We start from the raw sequence: 19,736 nt of genomic DNA on the forward strand, positions 1-19,736 counted from the left end.
TCTGCACTTTGCTGGATAAGGCGCCGAGTTGCCGGCGTTGTTGTGGCGCAGCCGTGTGGTAGTTTTCCCATAAGTTGGCCTGAAAGCTACGACGCAAAATCCCTCCCCCATCCTCCGGGACCATACAGCTATCTGCTTCACGAAAACGGAGCTATTGCCAGCGGGGCAGCCGTCGGTTTGGCTCTAGCCATTGAGCCGACCGTCCGTCCAGGGCTTCGCGAGAACAAAGCTCCCGGCAGCCTTCGGTTGCGCCCGGCAGGCTATTACAGCGTGGCCTTGGGTGGGTGGGTGCTTAGCCATTAGCTCACTGCTATTTCCCAGCAAACCAGTTACGGCGATTCTCGTGCGAAAGGAAAAAAGGAGGATGAAAAGCCTATCCCGGATTCTATGGTGGTGAGTCCACTATCAGTCTTCAGCCAGAAAATCCAGTAGTAAGCGCTGGAGCTGTTCGGGCTGCTCCTCCTGCACTACGTGGCCGCACTCGGGTAGGAGGTGGGTCTCCAGCGAATCGGTGATGGGGCGCAGCTGCTGGAAGAGCACTTCGCCCACCACGTTGCCGCACACGGCCAGCGTGGGGCAGGTCAGGCGCTGCCCATGTGCCAGCGCTTCGACTACTTGCTGGCGGTTTTGCGGGAAAGCCTGGTAGTGCCGGAAGCTGCCTTGCAGGGCCTCGGTGCCGGTGTAGGCCGCCACGTATTCGGCGCGGGCCTCGGCGGCAATGCCGCGCTGCTGGTAGGTGCTGTGCTGGTAGAACCAATTCAGGTACCGGGCCTCGTGGCCCGTAATTACTGCGGCCGGCAGGTCGGGCACGGCGTGGAAGCCGAACCACCAGGGCGCATTTTGCAAGAAGGTCTCCGCCCCCGGCAAGCCCCCCACAATGGCCTCGCTGAGCACGAGCTTGCGCACGAGCTGCGGGTAAGCCAAAGCCGTCATAAAGGCGATTTCCACGCCCAAGTCGTGCCCCATCACGCAGGCCTGCTCGAAGCCCAGGTGGTGCAACAGGCCCGCCGCGTCGGCGGCGCGCGTGCGGCTGTCGTAGCCGGTGGCGGGCCGGCTCGTCTGGCCAATGCCGCGCAGGTCGGGCATGATGACGGTGTAGTGCCGGGTCAGCGCGGGCAGCACCAGCCGCCAGGTGTACCAGGTGAAGGGCCAGCCGTGCAGCAGCAGCAGGGCCTCGCCCTGCCCAGCCGTGGCGTAGTGAATGCGGATACCGTTGACGTCGGCAAAATAATGGCTGACGGCCGGCGCTTCGGGCGAGGACTCAGGGGAAGTGGCCATAAATGAGTTCGTTAGCGTTGCGCACAAGAAGTTACAAACCTATTTAAAGGCACTATACTTTTACAACTGGTTACTGGTTGGTAAGGCACTATACCAGCGGGAAGTTTTGCTCATTATCAGACTGAAAAAATTATGGCTCCTCCGCTTCTTTCTTGCCCGGTCGACCTCACGCTCACCTTGCTCAGCGGCAAATGGAAGCTCCTGACGCTCCACCAATTACTGGAAGGCACCCGCCGCTTTAGTGAACTGGAACAACTGCTGCCCGCCATCAGCCCCCGGATGCTGGTGAAGGTAGTACGCGAGTTAGAGCAGTATGGGCTGGTGCATCGCACGGTGCATAGCGTAGTACCACCGCGGGTCGAGTACTCCCTGACCGACTTAGGGCGTTCGGTGGGGCCCTTGATTGAGGCCCTGCGTAGCTGGGGCCGCCACTACGATGCGGTGCAGCCGGGAGCCTTGCGTAGCGAAATAACCCTGGTAGTATCTAACTAGACAGGGCCGAACGGGGGGCGTGGCTAATAAGCGTGCTTGAGGTAGCAAAAGCGTCTTTGGGAAGCTTCAGCTGAGGTGACGTGAAACCTCAGTCAGTAAGAATCCAATACCCGCTCCAGATAAGCCCGGCAATTTTCTCCCATTGAGTCACAGCCTCAACAATGGGCGGCAACGTTCGGCCAAAATCCGTGAGGTATATGCTACTTTGGGAGGAGGCTGCGCATGCATGGTTTTGCCAAGTAGGCCGTGCCGTGCCACTTCATTGCGCTTACACGTTGAGTACGCTAAGCGCCAGCGGGCCGGCCTGGTGCGCCGCACTGCGGTGGACGGCACGGAAGTGCTGCCGGGGATTCGTTTTCTGCCCACGCCGGGCCACAGTATTTGCCACGCCTCCATTGAGGTGGCCCAGCAGCAGCAGCAGCAGGCTATTTTCGGGGGCGATGTGGTGCATCACCCGTTTGAGCTATACGACCCGGAGCTGACATCCATGTTCTGCGAGTTTCCGGAGGCTGCCCGAGCCGCTCGGCGCTGGCTCGCCACTACCGTGGCCGACCGCGACATCCGCTACTTCAGCAGCCACTTCCCCGGTAGCTCCGTGGGTCGGATTTCGCGCAACGGGGAGGCGTTTGGTTGGGAGTTTGAGGACTAAGCGGCTATCCCAATGAACGTTGGCCGGGCTACTCAAAACCAGCCCGCTCCCGCTGGGTAGAAAAGCCTACTTTTCCAGCTCCGGCATCGTCATGCCGCACTTGGCGGCTAGCGCAACTAGCTGGTCTTTAGGTAGCTGAGGCTTATCTGCCTGGCCGGGCGGCGGCAGGGTGCGGGCGGCGGCGGGGGCGGCGGTTTGCTGCACGAATTCCTCGAAGCCGGCTGGCGCGTAGGTGTTCAGCAGCCGGGCCACGGGGCTGGTAATGCGGAAGCTGTGCGTGGTGTGCCGGGGAATGAACACCACCGCGCCTGCTTTGGCCTGCACCGTTTGGTTGCCGATGTGGATTTCGGCCGTGCCTTCCATAAGGTATAGCGCCTCGTGCTGCGTATGTTGGTGGGGGCCAGGGCCGGAGCCTTCGCGGCAGAGTTGCTCCAGCAGGGCGTATTGCCCGTTGGTTTGCGCGCCGGTGGCCAGCATCAGCCACAAAATATCGCCCTGCCAATAGGCGGGCGCGTCGTCGCGGCTGGCAACCAGCGGCGGAATAAGGGGTTCGGCTTGCATAAGGGGGTAGGGAAAACGGGCCGCCGGCCGGTGAAGCCGGCAGCCCAATAGCCTTGATTTATTGGCCGTTTGGAGCCGTTGAATTATCCCTGTTTTTTTCGGCTTGCTGGCGGGCGGCGGTCAATTCGGCTTCCCGCGCCGGGTCCCAGGTTTTGACGGTCAGCACCACGTCGCGGATGTCGCCCAGGTGGCGGTTGGTGTGGTGCAGCAGGTAGCGCAGCCAGTCGGTTACGGTCATCGCGCCGAGGTAGAGGTGCGGGTAGGTGTGGTTAGTGAGGGCAATGTGGCCGCCTTCGAGGGCTTGCTGCAATTGGAGGCGCTGGCGCAAAAACAGCTCCCGGAAGCCCGGCACGTCCGTCACGGCCCCGGTTAGCTCTTGCAGCTCGATGGCCGTGATTTTGGGGCCGCCCTTGTACTCCACCACTACGCGCCGGAGCTTTTCGTCGCCGTGCAGCTCACTGACCTCGGCCACGCTGCCCGACTGGCTGGTGAGAAAGTCCAGGGTGCGCCGGTCGGATATACAAATGTGTTCCAGCAGCTCGGCCACGCTGCACTCGCCCGCGTTTTTGGCCGCGAGTTGCGCCGGGGTGTAGTGCCGGATGAGTTCGAGGGCAGCCTGCGAATTCGCGTGCAGGTCGGCCACGTATTGGGGAATATTCATGAGGAATAAAATTGGGTTGGAGTTGAAAAGAGTCATTTAGACCGCCGTGCGCAACGGGACTTCAGGAATGAAAAAGGCGCACACCAACGCCCCCGCTACCAGCAACAGGGTACCGCGATATACCTGCCGCACGGCCCCGGCAAACGCCTCCCGCACGGCCGGCGACGGGCCGCCACTGGCCGGCGGGGCCGCCGGCCCCAGCCCCTGGGCCGCTACGGCGGGGCGTAGCGCGGCCGGCCCAGCCGGCGCGGGTAACTGGCTGGCGGGCAGCGTAGTGGCCAGCGCCAGGGCCAGCACCGCGCCCAGCACCGAGGCCGCCAGGGTGCCGCCAATCTGCCGGAAAAACTGCACCGCCGCCGTGGACTGCCCGATGAGCCGGGGCTCGCTGGCATTCTGCACGGCCAGCGTGAGCAGCGGAAAGGCCGGCCCCACGCCCAGCCCGCACAGGGCCAGGTAGCCCAGCACCCGCGCGTAGCTTACCGTGGCCGGCATGGTCGCCAGCAGCCCCACGCCCAGCAGCAGGAGCCCCGCCCCGCCCCGCAACCAGTAGGTGTAGTGCCCGTAGCGCGACACCAGCCGCCCCCCCACGAGCGAACTCAGCGCCACGCCCAGCGAGAGTGGTACCAGGCTGATACCCGCCCGCGTGGCCGACGTGCCCAGCACGTTCACCATGAAAAGCGGCTCGAAAATAACGAGGCTCAAAAACGCGCCGCCCACCAGCAGCGCCATGCCGGTGGCCGCCCGAAACAACTGACTATCAAACAACCCGAAGTTGAGAATCGGGTTGGCGTGGCGGCGGCTGCGCCCCACGAACGCGGCCAGCGCCAGCCCGGCCCCGGCCAGCAGCGCCAGCGTGAGCGGGGCCGTCCAGCCGTGGTGCGCCTTGTCGAGCTGCAAGGCCACTACCAGCGTGCCCAGCCCCCCGGCCAGCAGCGCGGCCGACAGAAAATCAAAGGCTTGGGGTGCGGTGCGCGGGCGCAGCGGCGGCATCTGGCTCAGCACAAACCACAGCGCCAGCAGCCCCACCGGCAGGTTCACGTAAAACACCAGCCGCCAGCCCGCTACGCCGGGCAGCAGGCCCGTGCCGTGGTCGGTGAGGAAGCCGCCCAGCACCGGCCCCAGCACCGACGAGAGCCCGAATACGGCCCCTACGAACCCCTGGTACTTGCCGCGCTCGGCGGGGGCAAACAGGTCAGCAATCACGATGAAAGCCAGCGCAAATAGCCCCGCGCCCCCCAGCCCCTGCACCGCCCGAAAGATGATGAGCTGGCTCATGCCATCGCCCAGCAGCGGCAGCGGCCCAAACTGCCCCGCCAGCCCGCACAGCATCGACCCCACCAGGAACACGCTGATGGCCACCACTTCTATCGTACGCCGGGCGTACATATCGGCCAGCTTGCCATAAATCGGCACCAGGGCCGTACTGGCCACCAGGTAGGCCGTGGCTACCCAGCTAAAACGCGCCAGCCCGTGCAAATCGGCCACGATGCGCGGCAGGGCCGTGCTCACAATCGTCTGGTCGAGCGCCCCCAGAAACAGGGCCAGCAGGATGCCGGCAAACGTGAGCCGCCGTTGGCGCGGGGTAAGGGTTTCGGACATGGCAAAGGGAGATGAATCTGGTAAGGCGACTAATCAGGGGTGACTCAGCCAGGCAGGCCGTATAATCGCCTGCTTTCAGCGAAAACCTACTCTGCCAGCGCGCCCGTGGTGCGGGCGTATTCGAGCCGGGCGGCCAGAAAATCATACACCGCCTGGAGGTAGTCGCGCTGGGTTTGCTGGCGGGTGGCTTCGGCATCGAGGGCTTCGCGGGGCAGGGCGCGGCCGGCCTGCTGGCGCAGGGCCACCAAGCCGGCGCTTTGGGCAGCCACGGCCACGTTGGCCTGGCGCACGCGCAGGGTTTGCCAGGCATTTTGCAGCTGAACGCGGGCATTGGCTACCTCGTAATCAGTGCTTTGCCGCAAGTCGGCCCGGCGGTTTTGGGCCTGCTGCTGGCGCAGGCGCTGGGTTTCGACGCGGGTGGCGCGGGCCGAGCCGTCGAGCAGGGGTAGGCTGGCTTGCAGGGCCACGTAGGAGTTGCCGTACCAGTGGTGAACGGGGTCGAGAGCGTTGACCAGGCCATTGTCGTAGCCGTTGGCCCCCAGGTAGCCCACCACGCCCACCGTGGGGCGGTAGCCGCTCCGCTCGGCTTGGCCGGTGGCGGTGGCCAGCCGGGCGTTCAGCGCTTCCTGCTCCAACTCCGGCCGCTGTGCCGCGCTGGTGGGGGCGGTCCAGGCGGCCGTGTCGGCGCGGGCGGCGAGCAGGGCGGCCAGCGGGTCGGTGAGGCGCAGGGCGGCGGCCGGGGCGGCGGGCAAGCCCAGCACGGCCAGCAGGTTCTGCTTGCTGAGGCCGATGTTCTGGCGGGCCAAATCCAGGGCCAGGCCGGCGGTGCGGGCCGTGATTTGGGCGGCGCTCACGTCGGTAGCCAGCGCCCGGCCGGCTTGCTGGCGGGCCATTATATCCTGGTACGCGGCTTGGGTGCGGGCCTGGTCGGCCTCGGCAAAGGCGAGTTGGGTTTCGCGCAGCAGGGCCTCGTAGTAGGCCGCGTTCACGGTTTGCACCAGCGTCACGCGGCCGCGCCGGGTGGCGTTGGCGGCCAGCTGCTCGTTCACGGCCGCCACCTGGCGCTGGGCCAGGGCGCTGGCATCGTAGAGGCGCTGGGTGGCGGTGAAGCCCGCGCTGGCCTGGTAGCGGGTGCCAAACTGCAACGCCAGCCGCTCGCCCGAGGCCGGGTTGGCAAAGTTGGGAATGATGTTGGTGGGCAGAATGGCGTTGTAGCGCAGGTCGGCCGCCGCGCCCAGCTGAGGCGCGTAGAGGCCCCGCGCGGCGCGGGCGGCCTGCCCGGCAATCTGCTCGTCCAGGGCTAGGTTCTGGTACGCGCCCTGGTGAGTGCGGGCCAGGCTAAGGGCTTGGTCCAGACTAAGTTCGGTGGGCACGGCGGCGGTAGCGGCCGGCAGGGCTAGCCGGGCGGCAGGTTGGGCCAGGACTGGGGCGGGGCCGGCCAGCGCAATTAACAGGAGAAGCTTACGCATAACGATAGGTAGAAATCAGCCCCGAAAAACACTGGCCGGCTCCACCCCGTTGATGCGGCGGATGGCGAACACCGACCCACCGAGGCTGATGAGCAGGGTGAGGCCCAGAAACACCGCCCGCAGCCCCCAGCCCAGGCTAAAGAGCACCCCCACCTGGCTGATGCCGAAGCGAAAAAGCTCGATAAAGCCGTAGCCCACGCCAAACCCCACCAGCGCAAACAGCACCGCTTGCAGCAGAATCAGCCGGGCCACGTAGCCATTGCTGGCCCCGATGGCCTTGAGCGTGCCGTAGTCCTTGAGGCGGTCGGTTGCCGTGGAATAAAGCGTGAGGCCGATGATAAAAAAGCCCGAAATGACGGCAAACACGATGAGCGTGCCGAAGCTGGTGGCAATGCCCGAAGTGCCCAGCACCGTTTTTTTGGTGGCCGCCGCAAACGCGGCCGGCTGCCAGGCCCGCACCCCGTAAATGCTTCGGTTGATGAGGTCGCGCACTTGCTGCGGGTCGGCACCGGGCCGCACGTCCACGAGCACGGCGCTGATTTTGGTGGTCGGAATGTTGGCCAGGTAGCGGGCGCGTTCCAGCGTGGTGTACATATACACCGCGCCGAAGCCGCGCAGGCCCTCGCTCATGGTGGCCAGGTACACGCGCTTGCCCCCGATTTCAAACACTGCCCCCACCCGCGCCCCGCCCAGCGCCTTGCTGTCGAAGAGGTCGAAGCTCATGGCCCCGTCGGGCACCAGGTCGGCGTAGCTGCCCTGCACCAGCGTGCGGGGGCCAGCCCGAAACGCGGGGGCCTCGGAGCCAATAAGTTGCACCCCCGCATTGGTGCCGTCGGGGAAGCTGGCCGCCCCGCCCGCGATGATAACCGGGTAGGCCCGCGCCACGCCCGGCAGGCTGGCCACCTCGCGCAGAATTCGGGTGTCGAACTGGGCCAGGGCGTTCACGTTGGTCGTGCGGTTGTCCACCACCCACAGGTCGGCGGCGGTGTTGTCCACCAGGCTCGACATGGCCCCCGTCAGGTACAGGAATATCCCGCTCTGCTGCCCAATCAGAAACAGGCTGATGACGATGCCCAGCAGCGCCCCAATGCCCTTGGCCTTATCAAAGAGAATGAATTGAAGCGCGGTGCGAAACATGGCCGGGTGGGGTTACTTCAAGGTTACTGCAAGTCAATCACGCACTCTACCCGGCTGTTGAGCAGCAGCTTATCGCCGCCCACGGGCAGCACCACGCGCACCTCGCGCACCCGGCGGTCTTCGGCCGCGCCGGCGGTGGCGGCAAACAGCGATTTCTGCTTGAGGTAGGGCGCGGCAAACAGCACCGTGCCCGAGGCCAGGTGCTCGGTGCCGCCCTGGGGCCGCACGTAGGCGGCCTGGCCCACCCGCACCCGGCTGGCAAACAGCTCGTCCACCTCGCACAGCACGGTGGGGCGGCCGGCGGGCGCAAAATCACCCAGCGACGTGCCGGGGCTCACGCTGCCGCCCACCTCGGCCTCCCACTTCAGCACGCGCCCCGCGCCGGGCGCGTACACGAAGCGCTGGCGCAGCTGGGCCTCGGCCACGGCCACGCCGGCCCGCAGCGTAGCCAATTGGGCCTGAGCGCTTTGGGCGGCGGCTTGCAGGCGGGCCACTTCCTGCTGCTGGGTAGTGGCCTGGGTCTGGGCATCGTCGCGGCTCTGGGCGGTTTCGGCTCCGCGGGCGGTCAGCTCCTGCACCCGCTGGGCGGTGCGGGCCAGGTTGCGGGCCTGGGCCTGGGCGCTGCGCAGGGCCGCCGCGTCGGCCGCAATCTGGGCCTGCTGGGTGCCGAGCTGGCTCCGCGCCTGGGTTACCTGGGCCTGCTCCACGGCGTGGTTGAGGGTGAGCAGCAACTCGCCTTTTTTCACTTCCTGACCTTCGGCCACGGGCAGCGCCTCCACCACGCCGCTGGCCTGCGCCGCCAGGCTGGTGAGCTTGTGCTCGGGCTCGATGCGACCCAGCGCCACCACTTCCCGCACCGTGGCGGGCTGCACCGGGGCCGGCCCGGCAGCCGACGTAGTGCTTTCCTTGGCCGAGCAGGCCACTAGCAACACGGCCGGCAGGATGAAGATGAAACGCATAATTAGCAGGAAAACAAGGTTATAACGGAGATAAAGCCGGCGGGAACTACGGCGGCTTGCCTTGCGGAGAGGGGAGTGAAACCGCCTGAAAAATTAGCTGGTCAGCTTACTCAAACCGCGCTAATGCAGCTCGTCGGCCGGGGGCTCGGTGCTGACCCGGCCCTGGTCTACGTACACGATGCGGTCGGCGAAGGCCCGCAGGCGCATATCGTGGGTCACGACGGCCAGCGCCTTGCCCTGGCTGGCCAGGGTTTTCAACTCGCGCATCACCACCTCCGCCGATTTGGGGTCGAGGGCGGCGGTCGGCTCGTCGCACAGCACCAGGGGCGGCTCCGTTACCAGGGCGCGGGCAATGGCCACGCGCTGCTGCTGCCCGCCCGAAAGCTGCTTGGGCAGCTGCCGGGCGCGGTCGCTCATGCCCACCGTGGCCAGGGCGCGGCGGGCGCGCTCCCGCGCCTCGGCGGCCGGCACCTGCTGCAAGCGCAAGGGCAACAACACGTTATCCTCGGCCGTGAGCGGCTGAATCAGGTTGAAGCTCTGAAAAACGAACCCGATGTAGTGCAGCCGCAACGCGGCCAGTTGGGTTTCGTTGAGTTGGGAGATATCCTGGCCGCCCACCACTACCTGCCCCTGCGTGGGGTAGATGACGCAGCCTAGCAGCGAGAGCAGGGTGGTTTTACCCGAGCCCGACGGCCCGATAATCAGCAGCAATTCGCCAGCCCGCACATCCAGGTCGCTGGGTTCCAGCGCCGTAATGGTGGTGTCGCCGGTCTGGTACACCTTGCTGGCCTGCCGCACCTGGGCCACATAAGAAGGAGACGGGACCATGGCGTGGATACTTCGTTGAAGAAGTAAATTTACTACGAATTTTAAATAATGATTGCTACGAAATTGAAATAAATAGGCAATAAATGCGTTACTAATTGATAATCAAATAAATAGAAAATGGCGGTCCGCCCGGAGGCTTACTCACCCGCTTTGCGCCCAACGGCGCTGGTATGGGCCGCATTTACTAGGCTGAGCAGCCGCCGCAACTCGGCCTGCTCGCCCGCCGTCAGCGCCTCGTAGAGGTCGGGGCTGAGTTGCTCCATGCGGGCGGTGGCTTTATCGAAGAGCCGCCGGCCGGCCGGGGCTACTTGCAGGCGGCGAGTGCGGCGGTCCTGAGGGTCAGTCACTTCCGTTACCAGGCCAGCCTGCACGAGGCGGCGGGAGATTTCGGTGATAGTGCTCATTTCCAGCAGCGACGTGGCGGCAATCTCCGATTTGGTGGGGGCCGCCTGGTTGGTGATGGCGGCCAGCACGATAAAATCGCGCAGGCTGGTAATGGGGACCAGGTCGGCCAGCAGCTGCTGCGCCCGCAGGTGGGTAAAGTGCTGGAGGCGCGCTACCAACGGCCCCAACTGCGTCAGGGGCGAGAGGTGGTTGAGAAAAGCCGGCTCCTGGGGCGGCAGCTGGGCAGCGGGCGCAGCGGGCAGGGCGGTGCGCCGGTGCAGCCAGGCCGCAAAATCAGCCACCTGCGGGTTGTCGGCGGTTTGGGCGTAGGTGGCTAGTTCGGGCAGCAACTGCTGCAAGAGGGCAAAAGCATCATTCATCGGCAATGAATCAGGAAAAAAAGCAGCTTTGCCGCCGACATATTAATTTGATTTCGTAGCAAATCTACTTTTAATACTACTAACTCAGCGGGCAAACCTACCTCACCTTCTCACCCAAAGCGGCAGCGCTGTCAGTTTGCTGCGGCTTGGCCACGAAAACGCCGCAGCATACTTAGGAGCAGAAGCCGTGGACTTTACCCTGGTACGACCGCCTGTTCGTGGCTGCGTTCCTGGTGAGTTAGCTCACGAGCAACCAGTGTCTGCACGAGGCCGTTACCATCACCGACGGCTAAGCGGCCGGCCGGACTACTACCGCGCCCTTGCCGGATACCCTGCATGCGGCTGCTCCGGCCACTATTTCTCTCTAGCAATGCATACTCCTCCTACTTCCGTTGCTACCCTGCGGGCCGCGCTAACCGGCCTGCTGCTACTGCCCGGCGATGCCGGCTACGACGAAGCCCGCGCGCCGTGGCTGCGCGTCATTGACCAGCACCCGGCCTTGGTGGTAGAAGCCGCCAACGTGGCTGATTTAGTACTGGCCATCACCTACGCCCGCACCCAGGGCCTGCCGCTGGGCGTGCAGGCCACCGGACACGGCATTGCCAAAGCCTGCGACGGCGGCCTGCTCCTCAAGCTCGACAAGCTCAACGCCATCGACCTTGATACCGCTACCCGCCGGGTGCGGATGGGGCCGGGCGTGAGCTGGAAGGACCTGCTGACCCAAACGCAGCCGCACGGCCTGGTGGGGCTCTCGGGGCAGGTAAGCAGCGTGGGCGTGATTGGCTACACGCTGGGCGGCGGCATTGGCTGGCTGGTGCGCAAGCATGGCGAATGCTGCGAATACGTAGTGGGCGCGACCGTGGTGCTGGCCTCGGGCGAAATAGTGCACGCCAGCGCCACCGAGCACCCCGACCTGTTTTGGGGCCTGCGCGGGGGCGGGGGCAACCTGGGCGTGGTAGCCGAGCTGGAGCTGCAATTGGTGGCCGAGCCGCACGATATGCTGGCGGGCCTGCGCTGGTACCCAATGGCGCGCGTGGCCGAACTACTCCCGCTCTACCGCGACTGGGCGGCCACGTTGAGCCAAGCTACCAGCACCGTGTTTCGCCTGATGCGCGTGCCCGATGCCCCCCAGTTTCCGGCTTCTATCCGGGGTAAGTCGGCCTGCATCGTGGGGCTGTGCCACGCCGACCCAGCTACCCAGGCGCAGGTGCTCGCCTCACTGGCCGTATTCGGCGAGCCGGCCCTCGACCAGGTAAAAATGATGGCCTACCCCGCCATCGCGGCCGCGGAGCCGGCCTCCCACGAGTCCTCCGCCATTACGTACGACCAGGCGGGCTTTCTGCGGGAGTTGAGCGACGAGGCCATCGCGCTGCTGGTCGAAATCGGCCGGTCGGAGTTTCCGCCCCTTTTGCAGCTGGAAATCCTGCAGCTCGGCGGCCACCTCACGCCCAGCGTGGCTGGCCCGCTGCCCAGCCAGGCTTCCCGCACGCCCACGGCCGCCTTCATGCTGCATACCGTGACGATGCCCGAGCAAAGTGGTTGGGAAGAAGTGAAGCAGGTTACTGAGGAAACGTTTGCTCGCCTGGCCCCCGTGCTCACGGGCGAGTTGTACTACAATTACCTGCGCGGCGACCAGCAAGTACAGGTAGCCGCCGCTTTCACAGAAAGCTCCTGGCTACGATTGCGGGAAGTGAAGCGCCGCTACGACCCGGAAAATCTCTTCCGGTTCAACCTCAACGTGGAGCCAGCCGAGTGACAAGAATAGCTTATTGCCCACTCTACCCTACTATTTTAGGGAGTTGATAATAAGTAACTTGTCGAATAATCCAGTCTAACAGGGCCGTAATTTTACGGGCCACTGGCTCTTGCAGTCGGGCATTGGGCCGCGTGAGCTGCCGCAGGATGTTGAGGCCATTGCGGCTCAGGCTCGTGGCCCGGTAAGCGTGGTTTTGGGGTGCAATGGCCTTGATTTTTTCGTGCGCTACGGTGCTCACGCTCAGACACAAGGCGATTGGCATTCGGGCCGGAGCCGTGCTCGTCAAGTGTGAGCCACCACGCAAAGGCTGCGGGGCTGAGCTGCTGCGTCAGGTGCTCGTGCAACGAAAAGCCCCGGACTTCGAGCAGAAACCGCTTAAATGACAGATTATGCCGCGCCGCAGTAAAGCCGGTGGCCCGGTACAGCCTAGTGAGTGCTGGGGGCAAGCCCGCCAGCTAGCCGGAAAAATCGGCTTCGGTTGGCACCAGTTCCGCCCCCTGCTGAAAATACTGGTAAACGGCCTGCTGCACCTCGATGCGCAGTACTTGGGGGAAGGTTGAGGTGGTCCGATTACGCTGGACGGTTTAGGCTTACCGCCATCACGTAACGAGCGGCATATATAGCAGTCGGTGGACCGTGGTGGCATGAAACCCCTTCCCACGTCGGGTGCGGTAACCCGCTTCGTTGAGCTTAGTAGCGATTTGCCACAACGTCTGCCCCTTTGCCCGCAGGAGTTCGGCCAACTGCGCGGCCTGGCGATTGGCTTGGTGTTCGCGGGCATTGCGCTGCATGGCTTCCCGACCCTGCCGGTTGATGGCCGGCGTCACGTTCTGCGGATTACCCAGCTGGTCACCCTGCGCTTTCTTGGCGGCGAGCGCGTCCTTGGTGCGTTTGGAAATCGTCTCCCGCTCGTGCTGCGCGAGCACGGCGAAGAGACCTACGGTGAGGGTGTTGGCGTCGGGTATGTCGCAGCAGACAAAGTCCACCCCCGAATCACGCAGGGCCAGGATGAAGCTGGCATTCCTGGAGAGGCGGTCGAGTTTGGCGATGAGCAGCGTGCTACCTACCCGCCGAGCCTCGGCCAGGGCGGCGAGCAGCTGGGGGCGCTGGTCCTTTTTGCCACTCTCGATTTCGACGTACTCGCTCAGTAGCTGCGCGGGGTCGGGGACGAAGGCCCGCACCGCGGACCGCGGCCTGCTGAGCTTCGAGACCGAGCCCCGAGATTCCTTGCTTTTGGGTGGAGACTCTATACTAAGGAGTATAGATGGGCAGTGAAGTCATGGCACAAAAGGCGAGTACAAAACCGGATTTGGGGAGATATAAGGTAAAAGCACACCATTTTACATCTTAGCAACGCACGTTTAACTTTTGTGACAAATAGTAAAACAGGGGTACTTTTGCCCCGATGACCAAATTCGTGGCCTACTTCCGTGTCAGTACCGTCCGCCAGGGCCAATCCGGTTTGGGCCTCGATGCCCAGCAAGCAGCCGTGCAAAATTTCCTGCGCGGCGACTCCACCTTAGTGGCTACGTTTGTCGAAATTGAGAGCGGCCGCAAAAACGCGCGGCCTCAGTTGCAGGCGGCTATTGCCCGCGCTCGGCAGGAGGACGCGGTGTTACTCGTGGCTAAACTGGACCGACTGGCGCGCAACGTCGTCTTCCTGGCCACCCTCATGGAAAGCCGGGTGCGCTTCCAGGCCGTCGACCTGCCGGCCGCCGATGAGTTTACCCTCCACATCATGGCGGCCGTCGCCCAGAAAGAAGCGTCGGCTATTTCCTCCCGCACCCGCGAGGCGCTCGCCGCCAAGAAAGCGCGGGGCGCGCAGCTGGGCACGCCGGCTAATTTGACCCAGGCCGCCCGGGAAAAGTCGTGGGTGGCCATGCGCGAAAATGCGCAGGCCAATCTCAATAATCGGCAGGCCGCGCAGTTAGCCACCCTGCTGCGAGCAACGGGGGCGACGTTGCGGGCCATTGCCGAGCAGCTTAACCAGTCGGGTTACCGCACACGGCACGGGAAGGCCTTTCATCCCATGGGCGTGCAACGCCTCTTACCTAAACCAACCGAATAACCCATTAATGGGTAATAAAAATTTCTTTAAAATATTTAAAATTATTGTATCAAATATTATTTAATACAATAAAATTTTTGTTTATTTACTAAGCCACTTACTACTCGTGAAAACCACTCGCCAAAGGTAGTCGGGTCTAGACCTCGCATAGTGGCTTATAATTAATGGCTAGATAACAAATTATTTAGAATAATTTTATAAATAGCTAATTCACTAACAATTCAGCTTACTTTGCCGCATGGCAAAGTAAATCTTACCTATATGGGATGTTGTTAAACAAATACGGGAAATCCTCCGAGTCCGTGACTAACTGGTATTGTTTCTCGTGATAAGTACCCGTTGGCAAATAGTTTATGTTAAAAAAAGAATGTCATGCTGAACGCAGTGAAGCATCTTAGTCGCGTAACCAGCTCTAAACGTGAAGATTGCTCTTCTGATTAAGATGCTTCACTGCGTTCAGTATGACGTTTTTGTATAGCAAACTAATGAGCAACGGGTACTTTAAGGTGCAAATGCGGCGTAAGAGCATCGAAAACCGATGGTTTTACACGTTCCTGAACGCAATCAAAATCTGCCAGCGAAAACGAACGTTAAGACGATAGTTTTGTCCACATATTGGGTAATATATTGTCAGCCAGGGTTCTCATTATGAAAATTAGGTAGCCACGCACCAGAGCCAGAGGTTTTCCCCTGTTTATTTAACAGTACCCTATAGGGCCCCGGAAAGTCGTAGATTGGGTCTCGTATAAAGATATTAAGATTTTTAGCGTATTCCACTCTTATAAATTCGCTTTGTGTCTGGCGGCGTAATCTTTTCAGGCGTTTACCTTGATTATAGGCCTGTAAAAAGCTCTGTAAGTGCGTGTTGAGTTCGGCCACTGTTCATAGCGCCCGCCGCGCTTTAAAGCAGGCGGGTAGGCTAAAGGCCCAACCGGAAGGCATCGTCGCGGATTTTGCGCGAGGACTGCCGCACAATGAGGTCACCCTGAATGACGTAGGTGCGGGGGTGAAATTGCTCGCGCAGCTCAATTTGCTCCAGAAACAGGCGGGCGGCCTGCTGGCCCATGCGGTACGGGTGGAGGTTAACCGTGGTGAGGCCTGGCTCAATCATGCCCGCCAGGAACTCATCGCCAAAGCCCACCACCGCCACATCGTCCGGAATGCGCAGGCCGCGCTGCTTGAGGCCCAGCAGCACGTCGAAGGCATCGGTGTAGCGGATGGCAAAAATGGCATCGGGCGGCTCGGGCAGGGCCAGCCAGTATGCCAGAGCCGCCCGCGTCAGCTCGGGCTGAAAATCGTTGTAGCGTACCCATTCGGGCCGGGCCTCTAGGCGGTGCGCTTTGAGGGCCTGTTGGTAGCCGGCCACCCGCTGCTGGCTGATGAGCAGCCCCTCGATGCCAGCCAGCACGGCAATGCGGCGGCAGCCCTGCTGCGCCAGGTGCTCGACCACGGCGTAGGCCCCGTTCCAGTCGTCAATCATCACGCGGGCGCTGGTTACCTCGTCGCTCACCCGGTCGAAATGCACCACCGGCAGGCCCCTGGCCGCCGGCCGGCGCACGTGGTCAAAGTCTTGGGTTTCGCGCGAGTGGCAAATCAGCAGGCCATCGACCCGGCTGGCTACCAGGGCGCGCACGTTGCGCACCTCCGTGGGATATGACTCGCGCGACTGGCAAATCATGACCTGGTAGCCGGCCTCGTCGGCCACCTGCTGAATGCCGCTGACGGCGGTGGCAAAAAACGGCCGCTCAATATCCGGAATCACCACGCCGATGGTGTGGGTGGCGTTGCTTTTGAGGTGCTGCGCCAGCAGGTTGGGCTGATAGTCGAGTTGGCGGGCGGCCTCCAGAATGGCCTGGCGGGTGGTGGCGTTCACGTCGGCACGGCCGTTGAGCGCCCGCGACACCGTGGAGGGCGTAACGCCCACGGCCTGCGCCAGGTCGTCGATGGTGGTTTGGGTGCGGCGGCGCGACACGGCGGGAGCATCGCCCGGCAGGGTAAAGCGGTAGTCGCAGGCCTTGCAGAAGTAGCGCTGCAACCCCCGCACAAAACCGGCTTTCAGCACGGCATCGGGGCGCTGGCATTTGACACAGGCGGGCATAGTCTTAGTTGCACATAACTTATAAAGTGAGTATTTGGTCAGAAAAAGCGCGGGAACCGGCAAAAAGTAATCACTCGCTTACTACCAACTTATTTTTGCTAAATAACAGCCGGAAATACGTATCGGCATCGCAACCGGCATCGGTGCCGATACTTTTTAGCAGAAAAACTTCATTTTTTACCCGTTTAAGGCCTTTTTAAGATTGGGCAAACAGGTTACATTTGGGTAACATAGCTAAACAAGCCGCTAGCCTTTCTTCGCGCAGCTACTACGCAACCCAGGCAGCTTTACGATTGAATTTGTATTTTTTCAATATTCCACCCGGCGTTCCTACTGGTTGAAGCTGGCCCTTCCCGCACCACCACACCCACTTCCCACCCTTTATGAAAAAGCACGTTTACTGTTTTGCAGGTTGCTTCAGGTACCGCCTGGGCCGGGGGCTGGTGGCCGGGGCGCTGGCTACGCTGGCCCCAGGCCTGGCCCTGGCCCAGCAGGCCACGCGCACCGTTGGCGGCACGGTGCGCGACGAAACCAACTCGGGCCTGCCCGGCGTAACGGTATTGCTGAAAGGCACCACCACCGGCGCCACCACCGATGCCACCGGGCGCTACTCGCTGACCATCCCGGCCGAGGGGGGCACGCTCACGTTTTCGTCGGTGGGCTACACGGCGCAGTCGGTGGCGCTGGCCGCCGGCCGCACCACCGTTGACTTGCAGCTGGCCCCTGAGAGCCAAGCCCTTAACGACGTAGTGGTGGTGGGCTACGGCACCCAGAAGCGCAGCGACCTCACCGGCTCAGTAGTGTCTATCAACAAGGACCGCCTCACGCAGCTGCCCAACACCAACATTGCCCAGGCGCTACAAGGGGCCATTCCGGGCCTGTCGGTGATTAACGGCGGCGGTGGGGCCGAGCAGGGCAGCCCCTCCATTCTGATACGCGGGCGCAGCTCCATCACCGCCAATACCGGCCCGCTGATTATTCTGGACGGCATCCCGTACACGGGCAGCATCTCCGACATCAACCCCTCCGATGTGGAGAGCATTGAGGTGCTCAAGGATGCCTCGGCGGCGGCCATTTACGGCTCGCGCGGCTCAAACGGCGTTATTCTGGTAACTACCAAGCACGGCAAGGCCGGGCAGGTGCGCGTGAGCTACGACGGCTTCTACGGCTTTCAGCAAATCATCAACAAGCCCAAGCTGCTCGACGGCTCGCAGTTCTACGCCTTCGTGAAGAACCGGGCCAACATTCCGCCCACCTCCATTGCGCCCTCCGAGCAGGCGCTTTACGATGCCGGGCAATCGACGGACTGGTACAAGGAAGCCACCCGCATCGGGCACCGCTCCCAGCACAGCATCGGGCTGTCGGGCGGCAGTGAGAAGGCTACTTTTTACGTGGGCGCTACCTACCTCGACGTGGGCGGCGTGGCCATCAACGACAACTACAAGCGCTACACCCTGCGCCCCAACGTCACGGTTCAGATTAAGCCCTGGCTCAACTTTACGTCCGCCTCGCAGCTTTCGCTCACCGACCGCAGCGGCAACCCGGCCGACTTTGGGGGCGAGTACGGGGCCAACTTTTTCATTCCGCTGGCCACGCCCTACAACCCCGACGGCTCGATTGCCATTTATGCCTGGCCCGAGTACAACCTGGCCGGCAATCCGCTGGGGCCTACCCTGGCCAGCAACACTGACCGCGCCTACCGCACCTTCAGCAACAACTCGCTCCGGGTGGATATTCCCTTCGTGCCGGGCCTCAACTACCGCCTCAACACCGGCGTGGAGTTTGAAAACCGGACGCAGGAAACCTACTACGGCCGCGACACCCGCACCGGCTACGAAGGCAACGGCATTGCGACGAACCAGACCACGCAAAACCGCAACTTCACGGTGGAAAACATTGTGAACTACAACCGGGACTTCGGCAAGCACACGGTGGGCGTTACGGCCCTGTACAGCACCCAGAGCAGTGATGGTGAAAACCAGCAGCTGACAGGCAAAGGCTTTCCGGCCGACGTGCTCACCAATTTTCAGATGAACGCGGCCGCGCTGCTCACGCCCACGGCCAGCTACAACAAGCAGAATCTGCTTTCGCAGATGGTGCGCCTCAACTACGGCTACAACAGCCGCTACCTGCTCACCTTCACGGCCCGGCGCGATGGCTACTCGGGTTTTGGGGTCGATACCAAGCACGGCACCTTCCCGTCGGTGGCCGTGGGCTGGAACATTGCTAATGAGAACTTTATGAAATCCCTGCCGGTGGTGAACCTGCTCAAGCTGCGCCTCTCGTACGGCCTGAACGGCAACCAGGCCGTGGACCCCTACCAGTCGCTGGCCACGTTTGGCCTCAACTCGTACCTGCTCGGGGGCACGGTGCTGCCGGGCTATACCCCCTCGCGCCTGGGTAATCCTAAACTCAGCTGGGAATCGACCCGCACGGTTAACGTGGGCCTCGATTTCGGCTTCTTTAACAACCGCTTGCAGGGCAGCGTGGACGTTTACCAGAAAAACACCTCCGACCTGCTGCTGCGCCGCGTTATCTCGTCGGTACAGGGCTTCAACAGCATTGTGCAGAACATCGGCAAGACCCAGAACCGGGGCATTGAGGTGGGCCTGACCTCGACCAACCTGAGCCGCAACGGCCTGACCTGGACCACTTCGCTGAACGCGGCCTACAACCGGAACCGCATCGTGGACCTGTACGGCGACGGCAACGACGACATCAACAACGGCTGGTTTATCGGCCAGCCCATCAGCATCATCTACGGCTACAAGTACGACGGTATTTTCCACTCGGCCGATGAGGTAGCCGCCTCGGCCCAGCCCACGTCCAAGCCCGGCTACGTGCGGGTGGCCGACGTGAACGGCGACGGTAAGATTTCGGCCCTCGACCGCACGGTGCAGGGCAACACGGACCCCCGCTACACCTTCGGCCTCACCAACACGGTGACGTACCGGGGCTTCTCGCTGCTGGTGTTTATTCAGGGCATTGCATCCGTAACCAAGGAAAACCCGCTGGAGCAGGACGGGGTGTACACCGATGCCCGCCGCAACACGACCCGCAAGGACTGGTGGACCCCGGACAACCCCAACGCCGCGCACTGGGCCAACGACAACAACGCTAACCTGTTCAACGTCAACATTTACCAGAACGGCTCCTTTGCCCGCCTCAAGGATGTGTCATTGGCCTACAACTTTTCGACGCCCCTTATGGAACGCCTGCACCTGGCCAACCTGAAAGTGTACGTGACGGGCCGCAACCTGGCCACGGTGACCAGCTACAAGGGCCTCGACCCCGAACTGCTTAACCAGTCTAGCATCCCGCTGCAACGCGAGTTTGTGGGCGGCCTCACGGTGGGCTTTTAAATCCATTTTTCGGGACTCGTTTCTCGTCGATGACTGTTGACCGCCGGCGACGAAA

Annotated in this window: 17 protein-coding genes; 5 read left to right on the top strand and 12 right to left on the bottom strand. The window is 62.7% G+C overall.

What is annotated here, in order from left to right; all coding sequences use genetic code 11:
- Positions 1-405: 405 nt before the first annotated feature.
- Positions 406-1,278, bottom strand: a complete 873-nt coding sequence (locus QMK33_RS20165) for an alpha/beta fold hydrolase (RefSeq protein WP_283566429.1) — start codon at positions 1,276-1,278, stop codon at positions 406-408.
- Positions 1,279-1,410: 132 nt separating this feature from the next.
- On the opposite strand from QMK33_RS20165, the gene QMK33_RS20170 reads away from it, so the two are divergent.
- Positions 1,411-1,770: a winged helix-turn-helix transcriptional regulator gene (locus tag QMK33_RS20170; protein ID WP_283566430.1), complete on the top strand. Its 360-nt coding sequence runs from the start codon at positions 1,411-1,413 to the stop codon at positions 1,768-1,770.
- A 262-nt stretch (positions 1,771-2,032) separates the two neighbouring features.
- Positions 2,033-2,419, top strand: coding sequence for an MBL fold metallo-hydrolase (locus QMK33_RS20175; RefSeq protein ID WP_283566431.1), 387 nt, complete (start codon positions 2,033-2,035; stop codon positions 2,417-2,419).
- A 66-nt stretch (positions 2,420-2,485) separates the two neighbouring features.
- Here the strand turns inward: QMK33_RS20175 and QMK33_RS20180 are convergent, their stop codons facing one another.
- The 8 genes from QMK33_RS20180 to QMK33_RS20215 form a co-directional block, all read right to left on the bottom strand.
- Entirely contained in the window at positions 2,486-2,980 is a 495-nt protein-coding gene (locus QMK33_RS20180; protein WP_283566432.1) for a cupin domain-containing protein, read from the bottom strand.
- A gap of 58 nt (positions 2,981-3,038) precedes the next feature.
- Positions 3,039-3,641 carry a DinB family protein gene (locus tag QMK33_RS20185; protein ID WP_283566433.1) on the bottom strand — a complete coding sequence of 201 codons (603 nt, stop codon included), beginning with the start codon at positions 3,639-3,641 and terminating at the stop codon, positions 3,039-3,041.
- A gap of 36 nt (positions 3,642-3,677) precedes the next feature.
- Positions 3,678-5,240, bottom strand: coding sequence for an MDR family MFS transporter (locus QMK33_RS20190; RefSeq protein WP_283566434.1), 1,563 nt, complete (start codon positions 5,238-5,240; stop codon positions 3,678-3,680).
- An 86-nt stretch (positions 5,241-5,326) separates the two neighbouring features.
- A complete protein-coding gene (locus QMK33_RS20195) occupies positions 5,327-6,709 on the bottom strand; it encodes a TolC family protein (protein ID WP_283566435.1) in 1,383 nt (460 codons plus the stop codon).
- Positions 6,710-6,724: 15 nt separating this feature from the next.
- Complete coding sequence (locus QMK33_RS20200) at positions 6,725-7,846, bottom strand: ABC transporter permease (RefSeq protein ID WP_283566436.1); 1,122 nt, start codon at positions 7,844-7,846, stop codon at positions 6,725-6,727.
- A gap of 23 nt (positions 7,847-7,869) precedes the next feature.
- The gene (locus QMK33_RS20205) at positions 7,870-8,805 is read right to left on the bottom strand and encodes an efflux RND transporter periplasmic adaptor subunit (protein ID WP_283566437.1); all 936 of its coding nucleotides are present in this window, start codon (positions 8,803-8,805) and stop codon (positions 7,870-7,872) included.
- Between the two features lie 120 nt (positions 8,806-8,925).
- Positions 8,926-9,633, bottom strand: coding sequence for an ABC transporter ATP-binding protein (locus QMK33_RS20210; protein ID WP_283566438.1), 708 nt, complete (start codon positions 9,631-9,633; stop codon positions 8,926-8,928).
- Between the two features lie 137 nt (positions 9,634-9,770).
- The gene (locus tag QMK33_RS20215; RefSeq protein ID WP_283566439.1) at positions 9,771-10,397 is read right to left on the bottom strand and encodes a MarR family winged helix-turn-helix transcriptional regulator; all 627 of its coding nucleotides are present in this window, start codon (positions 10,395-10,397) and stop codon (positions 9,771-9,773) included.
- Between the two features lie 370 nt (positions 10,398-10,767).
- On the opposite strand from QMK33_RS20215, the gene QMK33_RS20220 reads away from it, so the two are divergent.
- Complete coding sequence (locus tag QMK33_RS20220; RefSeq protein ID WP_283566440.1) at positions 10,768-12,153, top strand: FAD-binding oxidoreductase; 1,386 nt, start codon at positions 10,768-10,770, stop codon at positions 12,151-12,153.
- 22 nt (positions 12,154-12,175) lie between these two features.
- Here the strand turns inward: QMK33_RS20220 and QMK33_RS20225 are convergent, their stop codons facing one another.
- Together QMK33_RS20225 and QMK33_RS20230 are read right to left on the bottom strand one after the other, a co-directional pair.
- Positions 12,176-12,415 (bottom strand): hypothetical protein, encoded by a 240-nt coding sequence (locus QMK33_RS20225; RefSeq protein ID WP_283566441.1) that lies wholly within the window; start codon positions 12,413-12,415, stop codon positions 12,176-12,178.
- A gap of 337 nt (positions 12,416-12,752) precedes the next feature.
- Entirely contained in the window at positions 12,753-13,334 is a 582-nt protein-coding gene (locus QMK33_RS20230) for a recombinase family protein (protein WP_283566442.1), read from the bottom strand.
- A gap of 224 nt (positions 13,335-13,558) precedes the next feature.
- On the opposite strand from QMK33_RS20230, the gene QMK33_RS20235 reads away from it, so the two are divergent.
- Entirely contained in the window at positions 13,559-14,221 is a 663-nt protein-coding gene (locus QMK33_RS20235) for a recombinase family protein (protein WP_283566443.1), read from the top strand.
- A 919-nt stretch (positions 14,222-15,140) separates the two neighbouring features.
- On the opposite strand, the gene QMK33_RS20240 is transcribed toward QMK33_RS20235, so the two are convergent.
- A complete protein-coding gene (locus QMK33_RS20240) occupies positions 15,141-16,319 on the bottom strand; it encodes a LacI family DNA-binding transcriptional regulator (RefSeq protein ID WP_283566444.1) in 1,179 nt (392 codons plus the stop codon).
- Positions 16,320-16,702: 383 nt separating this feature from the next.
- Here QMK33_RS20240 and QMK33_RS20245 point away from each other — a divergent pair, with 383 nt between their 5' ends.
- Entirely contained in the window at positions 16,703-19,681 is a 2,979-nt protein-coding gene (locus tag QMK33_RS20245; protein ID WP_283566445.1) for a SusC/RagA family TonB-linked outer membrane protein, read from the top strand.
- Positions 19,682-19,736: the final 55 nt, after the last annotated feature.

Source organism: Hymenobacter sp. H14-R3 (assembly GCF_030063445.1).
In the GTDB taxonomy this organism is placed as follows: Bacteria; Bacteroidota; Bacteroidia; order Cytophagales; family Hymenobacteraceae; genus Hymenobacter.